Here is a 13,195-nt window from a genome sequence, read left to right as displayed (position 1 = left end):
AAAAGTTTTCAGTTTTACAGTAAAAACTGAGGAGGTTAAATATGGCGGCTTTGGGACAAGCAGCAAGATTAGGGATTGGAGAATTTGAAAACTTACCATTAGTAGAACTACGTCCCGATAGAACAGAAGCGGATGTAGCAGTGGTTATCCGGGCGGCTTACCGTCAGGTTTTGGGTAATGAATATCTACTGGAAGGAGAACGTCTTGTCAGTGCAGAATCACTGTTGCAGCAAGGTGGAATCTCAGTTCGGGGATTTGTGCAAGCCATTGCTCAATCGGAACTCTATCGGGATAAGTTTTTCTACTCCAACTCCCAAACTCGGTTTATCGAGTTGAATTATAAGCACTTATTGGGGCGGGCCCCGCAAGATGAGTCAGAAATTTCGTACCATGTTGAGCTTTACAACTCACAAGGTTATGAAGCTGAGATTAATTCCTACATTGACTCATTAGAATATCAAGAGAGTTTTGGCGAAAATATTGTGCCCTACTATCGAGGCTTTACAAGCCAGGTAGGACTGAAAAACGTTAGCTATAGCCGACTGTTTCAACTGTATCGGGGTTATGCCAATAGCGATCGCGCTCAAGGACAAAAACAAGGGCGGCTAACCTGGGAATTAGCTAAGAATCTAGCTTCACCCATTTACCCAGTCTCCTCGGGAGCCTTAACAGGTCTGTCTACGGGTGGCCGTGGGGAAACATACCGAATCAGAGTGTTACAAGCAGCTTCACCGAACTCAACTGTAGTGCGGCGGGGTACTGCGGAATTGATCGTACCATACGAGCAACTTTCTAGTAAATTGCAGCAGTTGAATCGCAAAGGCAGTAAGGTTATTAGCATTACAGCCGTATAAATAGGGAATCGGGAATTAAGAAGGAGTTAGAAGTTGTTAGTTAGGAGCCAGGAGTTAGAAGTAAGGAGTTTTGAATTCCTAACTCTACCCCTCCTCTTAACTCCTAACTCCTAACTCCTAACTTTTCCCAACTACTAACTTACAAAGGGAAAATTACCAATGGCTATTACAACAGCAGCTTCTCGTCTGGGAACAGAACCTTTTAGCGATCAGTCTCCTGTAGAATTGCGTTCAAATGCAACCAAAGAAGAGATTGAAAGAGTAATTGCTGCCGTCTATCGCCAAGTTTTAGGCAACAACTACATTTTGACATCTGACCGCCTCACAAGTGCTGAATCTATCCTGCGCGATGGGAAAATTACAGTGCAAGAGTTTGTGCGTCAACTAGCTAAATCTGAGCTGTACAAATCCAAGTTTTTCTACGACAATTTCCAAACTCGCGTCATCGAACTCAACTATAAACATTTGTTGGGTCGTGCCCCCTATGATGAGTCTGATGTGGTTTATCACTTGGACTTATACCAAACCAAGGGATATGAAGCCGACATTGATTCTTATATTGATTCGCCAGAGTATCAATCTAACTTTGGTGAAAATATTGTGCCTTACTATCGGGGCTTTGAAACTCAAACAGGACAAAAAACTGTGGGATTTAGCCGGATATTCCAACTTTATCGCGGCTATGCCAGTAGCGATACCTCTCAACTCAAAGGCAAGTCCTCCCGTCTTGCTAGCGAACTTGGTCGTAATAGTGCATCCGTTGTTGTTCCTCCCTCTGGTGGCCCTTCTGGTTTTTCCTACGTTGCTTCTGAAAAAGGCGTTACCCCCAACAGTACTTTCGGTGGTGCAGGAACTTTTGGTCAAGAAGGCAGACTCTACCGCATTGAAGTTGCAGGCGTTTTTGGGGCTGGGTATCCTAGCACACGCCGGGTCAATCAAGCTGTTATCATACCCTATGAAGGACTATCTGCTTACTTCCAAAGAGTGGTAAAACAAGGTGGCAAAATAGCTAGTGTGAAACCACTTTAGTGTCAATAATCATAAAGACAAAGAGAGAAGTCTGAGCCTTTGCTCAGACCATCAGAACTTCTCCAAAGGAAAGACCGCGCGAATTGAGACTAATGACAATTTAGAATTGGGAATTAATTTTATGGTTGGACAAATTAGTAGTAGAACAAGTAGTCGCTACTTTCGGTATGAAGTAGTGGGTCTGCGCCAAAGCGAAGAAACCGACAAAACCAATTATCCGATTCGTTCTAGTGCCTCTGTGTTTTACACAGTGCCTGAGAACCGGATGAATCAGGAAATGCAGCGCATTACTCGCTTGGGTGGCAAAATAGTCAGCATTCAGCCCTTGAACGCTGATACAACACATAGCGAACACAGCCATGAATCCCAGTCTGGAGAACATTAAAGATTTATCACTGACAGTTGACAATGCCGACGGTGGATCTTTAACTGTAGAGCAGGCGATCGCTAATCTTGAGAGTGGAGATTTAGGTCTGCGATTTTATGCTGCCTGGTGGTTGGGCAGGTTTCGTATAAGTAAACCAGCTGCGGTTACAGCACTGATCAAAGCCTTAGAGGATGAAGCCGACAGGACACCAGAAGGCGGATATCCTCTGCGACGAAACGCAGCTAGAGCCTTAGGGAAACTTGGCGATCGCCAGGCAGTATCACCTTTAATTGGGTGTTTAGACTGTTCAGATTTTTATGTGCGGGAAGCGGCGGCACAATCCTTAGAGATGCTGGGCGATCCGGTTTGTATTCCGGCGCTAATCAAGCTATTAGCAGTAGGTTTGCAGGGAGAGCAGCTCATATCAAAGCAGCCTGATTTATCTCAACCCTATGACGCCATCTTAGAAACCTTGGGAACCTTGAGGGCAACTGAATTTGCCCCTTTGATAAAGGCATTCTTAGAGCATCCGATCGAATTGGTGCAATATTCTGCCGCACGAGCCATGTATCAATTAACTCAAGAACCAGTTTATGGAGAACGGCTGGTACAAGCTCTGGCAGGAGAGAAATTGCAATTGCGTCGAGCAGTGTTAGCAGATTTGGGAGCGATTGGATATCTACCCGCAGCAGATGCGATCGCACAGACTCTTGCTGAAAATAGCCTCAAGCTAATTTCTCTTAAAGGATTACTAGAACATCAAGTAAATCAGATAACACCAAGCACTTTCTCAGAAGGTGCGATTAAAGTGATGAATTTGATGGACTCGCTGTTATAGTCATAAATTCTAGATAATCAGTTGTTATTAATACGTTACAACCAAATCTTTACCACACATAAACCCCCAAGCTAACTGTAAAATCAGGGCTAGGGGGTTTATGTATGATGTCAACTACGGATGACTTAAGCTACAATTGGCTGACAACAAATTACTCATGAAAAATTATTATGAATAACAGCGATCTGGCCCAAATATTGATCCGTGCTGTAGAAGAAGCAGATTCTTCGGATCGGTTATTAGACGCAGTTCAGGACTTAGCAGCAGCTGGTATAGAAGAAGCTGTTCCGACACTAATTGCAGCTTTGGGCTACAACAATCCAGGGGCAGCAGTGGCTGCGGTAGATGGACTGATTGCGATCGGCGAAGCCACAGTGCAGCCACTATTGCAACTAATTGATGGCTACAACTATGGTGCTAGAGCCTGGGCTATTCGTGCCTTAGCGGGAATTGGCGATGTCCGGGCGCTGGATACCTTGTTAGAGGCAGCAAAGACCGATTTTTCCCTGAGTGTGCGACGGGCAGCTGCTAGGGGATTAGGCACTTTGCGCTGGCAGCAAGTACCGCCTGAGAAACTAGAATCTCTTCAGACTCAGGTATTAGAGGCGCTATTAATAATTTCTCAAGATCCAGAGTGGGTAGTGCGCTATGCAGCAGTGACAAGTTTAGAAACACTAGCCATTGCCATAGCAGTTACTTTACCCGATCAAGCGTCGCGAATTACAAATCAACTTCAGCAAATGCTCGATACAGATGTTGATCTCGGAGTTCGCACCCGTGTCAAGTTTGCACAGGAAAAAATTCAGCCGCAACAGCCGCAACAACATCAAGAAGTCTTTGCACCTAAAATAAAGCTACAAAACACTGAAGTACCTCATCGTGGCGGTAGCAGACGTTAATAAATTCAAAATTTCTAGCTGATTCCAATTGCATGGAATACAAGTCTGTTGTAGAGTGCATAGCTGACTTTTCACGGTATCTGGAAAATTTCACTTTTATTTCTCTCTTCTAAAAGGAGAGAGACTTTGAATTTCCCCCTGGATATTGCCACGGGCACATGGTTCGGCGAACTCTGACATTAAAGGCGTAAAGTAGATATGCGATCGCTGTAAAAATTGTTCTAAAACCTGCTGACGACCTGTGATATAATCCGCCTCTGCCATCCAGCCATATTCCTGGCGAATGGCATGGGCGTATTCTCCATACTGCACTTGGTTAGTAGCCAAAATCGCTAAATCGGCATCAAGTAGAACTTGGCTATCATAGTCATCCACCGCAGCTTGGTGGTCTTTAGTGTTCAGAATGATACGGGTGACAATAGTTATGGTACTTTCTGGAATACCCAAATTACTCAGCAGATCAAAAGCATAATCTGCACTTCGTTGTTCATTATCTTGAGCTTGAGTGTCATATACTACATCATGAAACCAGGCAGCTAGTTGAACAGCAGCTAGATTGTTGGTGTAGCCTTGCAAAATCTGAATTGTTTTGAAGACGCGATCAATGTGTTTGAGTGTATGGTAGTAGCGACCAGGGGTAGAGTAAGCTGCAACCAAGTCATTAAAAGCTTTCTCAGCCGCTACCTGGTCAACACCAAAAGGTTGGAGTATGTGTTGCCAGTTAGAAAATAAAATATCCATGAAGTTTTCTGTAGGCATACAGGCAGTATACCCATTCTTAGTATTGGAAAAAACAAGTACATCCTGTTAAAATGATAGGTGGAAGACGCAATGATAGAAGAGAGAAAGGAAAATCCTTCCTTTGTCAGTAAACCAAAAAGTTTTTTCTGAAGGGCGATGCCTGCGGCGGGCTACGCCTACGCTAATAATCAGCTACGTATAAACTGCTTCCCTATGGGACGCTCTGCGAACGCAGAACCCGTTCGCCGTCAGGCGTTCTCATACCACTTGCTGGAAGCAAGCTACGCATAGCGTCTCCCTTAGAAAAAGAGTAGGGTAGGCGGGTTTCCCGCGCCTTCAAAACTTGCGTTAGCGACTGTGCGTAGCGTCATCTGGAGGGCGGGGCATTTTATTTCTTGGATCTCCCTTAAGCTAGTATTTTGGTTTTCATCAATGATTGTTGAGCAGAAAACATAAACCATTGATAATCTAGCCTCTTGTATCTACCAAGACAGCGATGCCTAACCTAGTCATTGCCTACGCTAACTCTAATTATTTAGGCTTAAACTCCGTATACTTGCCACCTAAACCTTCCACAATCGTGCGCGTATTGGCAATTAACATTCCCTCGTAAGTTTCACCCTCTGTTCCTTTTTCGCCCAAACCATCAGCAAACAATTCTCGGTCTGAAACCTTAACTTTTGCTTCTTTTGCTACAGCCTCTATGAGTTTCGGGTTAATTGTCGTCTCTGCAAAAATCGTCGGTACACCCTGCTTTTTTATATCATTCGCTAATGCGCCTACCCGCGCAGGTGTCGGCGCTTCTTCTGTGCTAATACCCCCTAGCGCCCCTTCAATAGGAATTTTATAAGCTTTAGAATAGTAACCGAAAGCATCATGAGTTGTCACTAATTTGCGTTGCTTGAGTGGAATTGTAGTAATCTGCAATTTAATCCAACTGTCTATTCGGCTGATTTCATTTGTGAGTTTTTGCGTGTTGCTGGTATAGGTTGCAGCATTATTTGGAGCTACTTTTATTAATTCTTGGGAAATCACCTGTGCTATGGCTATGCCATTCTGGGCATTGTGCCATACATGGGGGTCGGTTACAGTTTTACCATCTTCTTCAAACTTCTGAGGTTTGGGGACTGCAACTTCATCTACAGCCACCTTGGGAGCAGGATTTGAGGTAGCTTTAATTAGCTTGATTAAACCAGGTTCAAAGTTATAGCCACCGTAGAGAATTAACTTAGCCTGCTCAATTGCTTTGCTATCGTCTGGCTTGGGTTGGTATACGTGCGGATCTGAGCCTGGATCGATTAAGCATTTGAGATCAATCGTATCACCTGCGATTTCTTTAGTTAAGCCACAAGCAACAGTGTTGGTGGCGACTACTAACGGGCCTTTCCCACTGGCTTCTGGTACAGGTGAAGTATCTGTTTGGGGAGCAACCACATTATTAACAGGTGCGGGAGTGGGTTGGCTAGTTTCTGATGTTGGACCACATCCAAGTAGTCCGCATATCAAGCTAAGAGCCGCTAGGGATTTCAATCGTAGTTTGTAAGATATCATAAATTTGATTGCTTCAGTTATATTGATTATCATTATCATACAAATGGGAAATTTATTTATGTTGGAAGTTAAAGATTTAGCTGTAAACTACCGGGGAGTCACAGCGGTTGAGGATGTAAGTTTCCGTTCCTTTCCAGGACAACTTGTGGGTGTGATTGGCCCCAATGGTGCTGGTAAAAGCACGATGGTGAAAGCGATTTTGGGTTTAGTACCAACTACAAGTGGAGTTGTAAAGTTTCGATCTCGCGCTTTGAAACAACAATTAAGTTCTGTTGCGTATGTACCACAGCGATCGCAGATTGACTGGGATTATCCAATAACAGTCCAGAATGTGGTGCTGATGGCGCGGACTGTGCATACAGGGTGGTTTCGCGCACCTTCACGATCATCTCAAGAAATAGTTAAAGATGCTTTGGCGAGGGTGGGGATGTTAGAGTTGCGATCGCGTCAGATTGGAGAATTATCAGGGGGACAACAGCAGCGAGTATTTTTAGCACGAGCTTTAGCACAACAAGCTGAATTATTATTTTTTGATGAGCCGTTTGTCGGAGTTGATAAAAAGACCGAAGCCATCATGTTTGATGTGTTTGAGGAACTAAAATCTCAAGGTAAGATTTTGCTGGTAATTACTCATGATTTGGGAACAGCCTTAAGAAAATGCGACCAGCTATTGTTATTAAACAAACAAATAATTGCTAATGGTTCAATGAAAGAAGTCATGACAGCAGATAATATTCAACGTGCTTATGGAGATAGTATATTTATATTGAATAGGGAAGTAGTTTAATGTTAAATTGGCTAATTGAACCCTTAAGTTTTGAGTTCATGCGCGGAGCGCTGACTACAGCAATTATGCTGGGAATTCTTTGTGCTGTTGTAGGTACTTACCTCATCGTTCAACGCATGGGATTACTAGGAGATGTGATTGCTCATGCGGTTTTACCAGGACTAGCTATAGCCTTTTTCTTAGGTATTGATATTTTCTTGGGTGCATTTATATCTGGAACTCTTAGCACCTTTGTGATTACGTGGATTCAATCTCAATCTCGCATCAAAGTTGATGCAGCGATGGCATTAGTTTTTTCGGGATTTTTAGCCTTGGGTATCATGTTGATCACCCTATTGAAAAGCAAATTAGACCTGCATCAATTTTTGTTTGGTGACATCTTGGGTGTCACTACAAATGATGTAACGCGGACTGTAATTATTACAGTTGTTGTCTTGCTTTTAGTAAAGTTTTTTTACAAAGAATTACTATTTTATACATTTGACCCACTCGGCGCTCAAGCAAGTGGTTTACCCATTACTTTAATTCATTTTGGTTTAACTGGTGCTATCACACTGACAATTATTGCCAGTATGCAAACTGTTGGTGTAGTATTAGTTGTTTCACTGCTGATCGGCCCAGGAATTACAGCTTATTTATTAGTGAAAGAGTTACATCAAATGATGCAATTAGGCGCAGTCATTGGTGTAATTAGCAGTGTAACTGGGATGTATATTAGTTATTATTTAAATGTGCCATCTGGTGCTGCGATCGTTTTAGTTGTTTCTGTATTATTTTTATTAGCATTATTTTTGAGTCCTAGTCAGGGAATTTTGACCAGACCAGAAATGGCTCATCAAAGAGCTAGGCTTCTTAACCAGTTCAAATCTCAAAATCCGAAGTGAGCCAGTGCGTTCCTGAGCCATCCCCCGTGAGGCTTTCAAGGTTTGAGATTTAATACTGTCAAGGCAAAAAAGCTAGAGCAGCAAGGTAAAGTTAGTGCAATTTTATTCATAATTTACCTCAGAATAGGCATTAGCACTATCCCTTTCGATTCTGTAAAATCTAATCAATAGCTCATCAAAGCTTTGATTAAAGAGTCAACTGACCAGTTCGCAACATTTGAAGTGCTAAACTACGACAACTAGAGCAGTCACAGCCAAACTTGGCGATCGCTACATCCCCAACTGTATCACCATTTGCATCTAGGGAAAAAACTCGTGGATTCACTTGAACAGCCAAAGTTTCAGTGGTTTGTGTAGCAGAACTATTTGTTGGGGAAGCAACAGTATCAGCAACTTGATGCGCTGGTGCGTTGGGGATTGTAGCTAGGGAAGGTTTACTTTCTGCGATAGCGGCATGGCTCATCAAGACAAACAAGTAAAAAACGCAAGAGCTACTAAGCAGTGTGAGTATTGTTTGATTCATGGCAAAAATTTAATGTTGTAGTTTATCAAGTTAAAGTTTAGTATTAGGATAAACATCTGCTATGACTAAACTTAACTGTTTAGTTACACTAGTTAGAACTAATTAATAAATACGCACTATGAATAAGAAAGTGTTAATGCTCCTTGGCTGCTCTAGTTCTCTAGCTACAACAATTCTAGCTCCTCACTCTGTCCAAGCTCTGATGCCAAATAATATACCAGAAGGAAATGTATCTGTTCCAACTGTGAATGTTACTGGTACTTCTTCACAGTCAGATTTTCCACAAGAATCGCGAATGTCAGAGAGCATGGTTAAACAGTATGCTCAGACAAAGTTTGGCTGCACCTGTGCCAGTTGTATGAACTTGGCACGTCAAATGCTACAGCAAGACGGCTCTGCCCCGACTAGCCCTGTGGGATTTTGAATTGCCCAAAACATAACCAAATTCTTAGGCACTTATCAGTAATAAAATGCCCCGCACTCGAGAGTTACAAGTTTAGCAGGAGTAAATTAACGTGAGTTCGACGGAGTATTGCCTATTCACCTGAACGATGTCAAAGTAGTATCGACCATTCCCAACATCAGCGTGATTTTCCTCTAATTTTTGCTGAGAATACTGTGCTAGATAGGGATTTATGATGAACTACCAAACTTATATCTGGCATTTCTTGCCGACAATAAAGACAAAACCAGTAAATTTTACTACTGCGAACATGACGCAGTAGTTTTCTATTGAAGCAAGGACATTCAGTAGACCGAATTTTGCAGAACCCTTATCAACCCTTGATTTTACCTTGGGAACACCATCTGCCCAAATCAGCTTCTAATCTACCTTTCAAGCACCTCTGTTCTGGATGGACGAATACAGTGATCGCTTGTGGTCGTCATGGAAAGCCCAAAAGTATCGTCTGAAACCATCATTTTTTCGTCAAATTCCAAAATTTTTCGGTCTACTGACATTCACTCATATTTAAATTAATTATTAGTAAACCAAAAAGTTTTTCTCCAAAGAGCGTTTGCTAAAACGATTGTATTTTTTGATACTTATTAATCCACAATTCTCTAATTAGTAGACATATAGCAATACGATTTGATTCCTGAATTACTCGTAGAGACTCTTTACTGGGGACTCAATACTTGGGACTGGGGACTGGGAAGAAGGAATAAAGGTGTACTGAGTTTTTTTCACGCAATCAAATATGAGTCCTATAGTATAGATTATGATTACTTATGATTAGCTAGCTGCGCTTAGAATTCTCTTGCTGTCAGAGTTCAATTTCAACTTCAAAAACCACTACTACAGCGGGCGCGTAAATCCAGCTACCATCTCAATTAATAAGACTTGGGGCAAAATCCCCTTGTTAAAGGTAGGCAAACTTCTGCCACAGTGTACTAAATATGGTGACAGCTAAATGAAAGCGTCAAAATAGAAGACACAGGGTTTGTACAAAAAGCCTTGCCTTGATTAACGGAGTTTATTATCAGTGGTATTACAAGTAGAGACAAGCACCTACGAAGCTAAAACCCAAGAAATTGCTAAACAACTTCTAGCAGCAACGTCCGAAAATCGTTCGTTTTTTTCTTCCCTGCGGGATCAGATGCGCTGGGATGATAAATTACTAGCTTGGGCGATGAGTAATCCTGGGTTGCGGGTGCAACTATTTCGGTTTATAGATACGCTACCTGCTTTGCACAGTAAATCAGAAATTGCCTCACATTTACAAGAATATTTAGGCGATGAATCTGTAGAATTACCGGCAGCTTTGAAGGGAATGCTAAACTTTGCTAATCCCGATTCGATGCCAGGACAAGTTGCTGCTACAACCGTTGGTACAGCCGTTGAAACTCTTGCTCATAAATATATTTCTGGGGAAAATATTAAACAAGTCATCAAAACAGTTGAACGACTGCGAAAAGAGAAAATGGCTTTCACCATCGATTTACTTGGTGAAGCAGTAATTACCGAAACCGAAGCGCAGTCTTATCTAGAACGCTATCTAGAATTAATGCAACAATTGGTAGAAGCCTCGAAGAATTGGTCAGCTATTCCGGCTATTGATGAGGCTGATGGCGAAGCAATCCCAAAAGTTCAGGTTTCTGTTAAGTTAACGGCGTTTTATTCCCAATTTGACCCTTTAGATGCTAAAGGTAGTGAGGAGCGAGTTAGCGATCGCATTCGTATTCTCTTACGTCGTGCTAAAGAATTAGGCGCAGCTGTCCATTTTGATATGGAACAGTATGCCTATAAAGACATAACTCTTAGCATCCTGAAAAAACTGCTCTTAGAAGAAGAGTTTCGGCAACGCACAGATGTTGGGATAACTATTCAGGCATATCTGCGTGATAGCGAGCAAGATACTAAAGACGTAATTTCCTGGTTGAAAGAACGTGGCTATCCCCTGACAATCCGCTTGGTAAAAGGCGCATATTGGGATCAGGAAACTATCAAAGCAGCGCAGAAGCATTGGCTACAGCCAGTTTACAACGACAAAGCGGCAACTGATGCTAACTTTGAAACGATCACTCAGTTATTGCTAGAAAATCATCAATATGTTTATTCTGCCATTGGTAGCCATAACGTGCGATCGCACTCTCGCGCCATTGCCATAGCTGAAAGTTTAAATGTCCCCCGCCGTCGCTTTGAATTGCAAGTCCTCTACGGCATGGGTGATAAAGTTGCAAAGGCATTGGTTGACAAGGGTTATCGAGTCAGAGTTTACTGTCCTTACGGTGAATTATTACCTGGAATGGCGTATTTAATTCGTCGGTTGTTGGAAAATACAGCTAATAGTTCTTTTTTACGGCAAAATCTCGAAAATCGACCGATTGAAGAATTATTAGCGCCGCCGCTTGTTAAAGAGGAGAAGAACTCTTTAACTCCTAACTCCTCACTCCAAACTCCTAACTCTCATTTCCTCGGTGCTGCTGATACCGATTACGCCCAAGAAGAGGTAAGAACGAAGGCGACGCAAGCTTTCCAAAGCGTTCGCCAACAGTTGGGTAAAACTTATTTACCCCTAATTAATGGCGAGTATGTTAATCCGCCGGAATTTGTTGATTCTCTCAATCCTTCTAATTTCAGTGAGGTAATTGGTAAGGTTGGGTTGATTAGCGTTGAACAAGCAGAACAAGCAATGCAAGCTGCTAAAGCTGCCTTTCCTGGATGGAGGAAAACACCAGCTAAACAACGCGCTGATATTTTGCGGAAAGCGGGTGATTTGATGGAACTCCGCCGCGCTGAACTTTCAGTTTGGATAGTTTTGGAAGTTGGAAAACCAGTCAAGGAAGCTGATGGAGAGGTTTCGGAAGCGATAGATTTCTGTCGGTACTACGCTGACGAGATAGAACGGTTAGATAAAGGTGTGAATTATGACATACCTGGCGAAACTAATCATTATATCTACCAACCACGCGGTATTGCTGTAGTAATTTCTCCCTGGAATTTCCCGCTAGCGATCGCTTGTGGAATGACTGTTGCAGCTTTAGTTTCAGGTAATTGCACTCTCCTAAAACCTGCGGAAACATCTTCTGTAATTGCAGCCAAACTCACAGAAATCTTGGTAGATGCTGGTTTTCCCAAAGGTGTATTTCAATACGTACCTGGCAAGGGTTCGCAAGTCGGCGCTTATTTGGTAAATCATCCAGATACTCATGTAATTGCTTTTACGGGTTCCCAAGAAGTCGGCTGTAAAATTTACGCAGAGGCGGCAATCTTAAAACCCGGACAAAAGCACATGAAACGGGTGATTGCTGAAATGGGTGGCAAGAATGCCATTATTGTGGATGAAAGTGCTGATTTAGACCAAGCTGTTGTGGGGGTAGTGCAGTCGGCATTTGGTTACAGTGGACAAAAATGTTCTGCTGCTTCAAGAGTGATTGTGCTGCAACCGATTTATGATGCCTTTGTGCAACGGTTGGTAGAAGCGACAAAATCCTTGAACATTGGGAAAGCAGAGTTACCAAGTACACAAGTTGGGCCAGTGATTGATGCCAATGCCCGCGATCGCATCCGCGAGTATATTGACAAGGGTAAGGCAGAAGCACAATTAGCCTTGGAATTACCAGCACCCGAACAAGGATATTTTATCGGGCCTGTGATCTTTAGTGAAGTATCGCCAAATGCGGTAATTTCCCAGGAAGAAATTTTTGGCCCTGTGCTGGCGGTAATTCGGGTGAAAGATTTCCAGGAAGCGTTAGCAGTCGCCAACGGTACAAACTACGCCTTAACTGGAGGACTTTATTCTAGAACACCTTCGCACATTCAGCAGGCGCAGGCAGAATTTGAAGTTGGGAATTTGTACATCAACCGCAATATTACAGGAGCGATCGTTGGACGGCAACCCTTTGGTGGATTCAAACTTTCTGGAGTCGGTTCTAAAGCAGGCGGCCCTGATTACCTCTTGCAATTCCTCGAACCACGCGCGGTGACAGAAAATATTCAGCGCCAAGGTTTTGCACCAATTGAAGGTGCTGAGTAAAGCAATTCGCAATGATGCTCTCTACGAGACGCTATGCTGAAAGCGTTGGCTTTCGTAGAGAAGGCTTTACGCTAACGCAATTACGTTTTGTAATGAAGATTTAACCCCGACACAAAACCTGCTACCTGTCTTGCTGGGGACTTAAACCCCCACCACTTGTTAAAGCTTGTAAGGTGGGCAATGCCCACCTTATACAGCAGATTGCAGGTTTATGAAGTACAGTAGCAACAGTCTGTAAACCAGT

The 13,195-nt window shown here is 42.8% G+C and carries 13 protein-coding genes; 10 read left to right on the top strand and 3 right to left on the bottom strand.

Annotation, left to right across the window (positions count from 1 at the left end; translation table 11 throughout):
- Positions 1-41: 41 nt before the first annotated feature.
- The 5 genes from ACFE90_RS15555 to ACFE90_RS15535 all read left to right on the top strand — a co-directional run bounded on the left by ACFE90_RS15555 (position 42) and on the right by ACFE90_RS15535 (position 3,987).
- Entirely contained in the window at positions 42-854 is an 813-nt protein-coding gene (locus ACFE90_RS15555) for a phycobilisome rod-core linker polypeptide (RefSeq protein ID WP_375501973.1), read from the top strand.
- Positions 855-1,013: 159 nt separating this feature from the next.
- A complete protein-coding gene (locus tag ACFE90_RS15550; protein ID WP_375501971.1) occupies positions 1,014-1,883 on the top strand; it encodes a phycobilisome rod-core linker polypeptide in 870 nt (289 codons plus the stop codon).
- A gap of 121 nt (positions 1,884-2,004) precedes the next feature.
- Positions 2,005-2,268 (top strand): phycobilisome linker polypeptide, encoded by a 264-nt coding sequence (locus tag ACFE90_RS15545; RefSeq protein ID WP_118168221.1) that lies wholly within the window; start codon positions 2,005-2,007, stop codon positions 2,266-2,268.
- Positions 2,243-3,088 carry a HEAT repeat domain-containing protein gene (locus ACFE90_RS15540; RefSeq protein ID WP_375501969.1) on the top strand — a complete coding sequence of 282 codons (846 nt, stop codon included), beginning with the start codon at positions 2,243-2,245 and terminating at the stop codon, positions 3,086-3,088. Before ACFE90_RS15545 ends, ACFE90_RS15540 begins: the two co-directional genes overlap by 26 nt.
- Positions 3,089-3,258: 170 nt before the next feature.
- The gene (locus tag ACFE90_RS15535; protein WP_375501967.1) at positions 3,259-3,987 is read left to right on the top strand and encodes a HEAT repeat domain-containing protein; all 729 of its coding nucleotides are present in this window, start codon (positions 3,259-3,261) and stop codon (positions 3,985-3,987) included.
- A gap of 96 nt (positions 3,988-4,083) precedes the next feature.
- Here the strand turns inward: ACFE90_RS15535 and ACFE90_RS15530 are convergent, their stop codons facing one another.
- Together ACFE90_RS15530 and ACFE90_RS15525 are read right to left on the bottom strand one after the other, a co-directional pair.
- The gene (locus tag ACFE90_RS15530; RefSeq protein WP_375501965.1) at positions 4,084-4,746 is read right to left on the bottom strand and encodes a hypothetical protein; all 663 of its coding nucleotides are present in this window, start codon (positions 4,744-4,746) and stop codon (positions 4,084-4,086) included.
- A gap of 513 nt (positions 4,747-5,259) precedes the next feature.
- On the bottom strand, positions 5,260-6,279 hold the full coding sequence (locus tag ACFE90_RS15525) for a metal ABC transporter solute-binding protein, Zn/Mn family (RefSeq protein WP_375501963.1): 1,020 nt from the start codon (positions 6,277-6,279) through the stop codon (positions 5,260-5,262).
- 58 nt (positions 6,280-6,337) lie between these two features.
- On the opposite strand from ACFE90_RS15525, the gene ACFE90_RS15520 reads away from it, so the two are divergent.
- Together ACFE90_RS15520 and ACFE90_RS15515 are read left to right on the top strand one after the other, a co-directional pair.
- The gene (locus ACFE90_RS15520; RefSeq protein ID WP_375501961.1) at positions 6,338-7,066 is read left to right on the top strand and encodes a metal ABC transporter ATP-binding protein; all 729 of its coding nucleotides are present in this window, start codon (positions 6,338-6,340) and stop codon (positions 7,064-7,066) included.
- Complete coding sequence (locus ACFE90_RS15515) at positions 7,066-7,950, top strand: metal ABC transporter permease (protein WP_375501959.1); 885 nt, start codon at positions 7,066-7,068, stop codon at positions 7,948-7,950. The genes ACFE90_RS15520 and ACFE90_RS15515 overlap by 1 nt, the downstream gene beginning before the upstream one ends.
- 187 nt (positions 7,951-8,137) lie before the next feature.
- Here the strand turns inward: ACFE90_RS15515 and ACFE90_RS15510 are convergent, their stop codons facing one another.
- Positions 8,138-8,473: a hypothetical protein gene (locus ACFE90_RS15510; protein WP_375501957.1), complete on the bottom strand. Its 336-nt coding sequence runs from the start codon at positions 8,471-8,473 to the stop codon at positions 8,138-8,140.
- A gap of 118 nt (positions 8,474-8,591) precedes the next feature.
- On the opposite strand from ACFE90_RS15510, the gene ACFE90_RS15505 reads away from it, so the two are divergent.
- From ACFE90_RS15505 to pruA, 3 genes are all read left to right on the top strand, one after another.
- Positions 8,592-8,897, top strand: coding sequence for a hypothetical protein (locus ACFE90_RS15505; RefSeq protein ID WP_375501955.1), 306 nt, complete (start codon positions 8,592-8,594; stop codon positions 8,895-8,897).
- A 308-nt stretch (positions 8,898-9,205) separates the two neighbouring features.
- Positions 9,206-9,385 carry a hypothetical protein gene (locus tag ACFE90_RS15500; protein ID WP_375501953.1) on the top strand — a complete coding sequence of 60 codons (180 nt, stop codon included), beginning with the start codon at positions 9,206-9,208 and terminating at the stop codon, positions 9,383-9,385.
- A 572-nt stretch (positions 9,386-9,957) separates the two neighbouring features.
- Entirely contained in the window at positions 9,958-12,951 is a 2,994-nt protein-coding gene (gene pruA / locus ACFE90_RS15495) for an L-glutamate gamma-semialdehyde dehydrogenase (protein WP_375501951.1), read from the top strand.
- The last annotated feature ends 244 nt before the right edge of the window (positions 12,952-13,195 follow it).

The organism is uncultured Nostoc sp., assembly GCF_964245445.1.
Classification (GTDB): Bacteria; Cyanobacteriota; Cyanobacteriia; order Cyanobacteriales; family Nostocaceae; genus Nostoc.
This window is presented reverse-complemented; position numbering and strand designations above follow the sequence as displayed.

Bases quoted from the DNA above. Each gene is read 5' to 3' on its own strand.
- ACFE90_RS15535 (WP_375501967.1), top strand. From the start codon at position 3,259: ATGAATAACAGCGATCTGGCCCAAATATTGATCCGTGCTGTAGAAGAA.
- ACFE90_RS15510 (WP_375501957.1), bottom strand. From the start codon at position 8,473: ATGAATCAAACAATACTCACACTGCTTAGTAGCTCTTGCGTTTTTTAC.
- ACFE90_RS15540 (WP_375501969.1), top strand. From the start codon at position 2,243: ATGAATCCCAGTCTGGAGAACATTAAAGATTTATCACTGACAGTTGAC.
- ACFE90_RS15515 (WP_375501959.1), top strand. From the start codon at position 7,066: ATGTTAAATTGGCTAATTGAACCCTTAAGTTTTGAGTTCATGCGCGGA.
- ACFE90_RS15525 (WP_375501963.1), bottom strand. From the start codon at position 6,279: ATGATATCTTACAAACTACGATTGAAATCCCTAGCGGCTCTTAGCTTG.
- ACFE90_RS15550 (WP_375501971.1), top strand. From the start codon at position 1,014: ATGGCTATTACAACAGCAGCTTCTCGTCTGGGAACAGAACCTTTTAGC.
- ACFE90_RS15545 (WP_118168221.1), top strand. From the start codon at position 2,005: ATGGTTGGACAAATTAGTAGTAGAACAAGTAGTCGCTACTTTCGGTAT.
- ACFE90_RS15530 (WP_375501965.1), bottom strand. From the start codon at position 4,746: ATGCCTACAGAAAACTTCATGGATATTTTATTTTCTAACTGGCAACAC.
- ACFE90_RS15520 (WP_375501961.1), top strand. From the start codon at position 6,338: ATGTTGGAAGTTAAAGATTTAGCTGTAAACTACCGGGGAGTCACAGCG.
- ACFE90_RS15555 (WP_375501973.1), top strand. From the start codon at position 42: ATGGCGGCTTTGGGACAAGCAGCAAGATTAGGGATTGGAGAATTTGAA.
- ACFE90_RS15505 (WP_375501955.1), top strand. From the start codon at position 8,592: ATGAATAAGAAAGTGTTAATGCTCCTTGGCTGCTCTAGTTCTCTAGCT.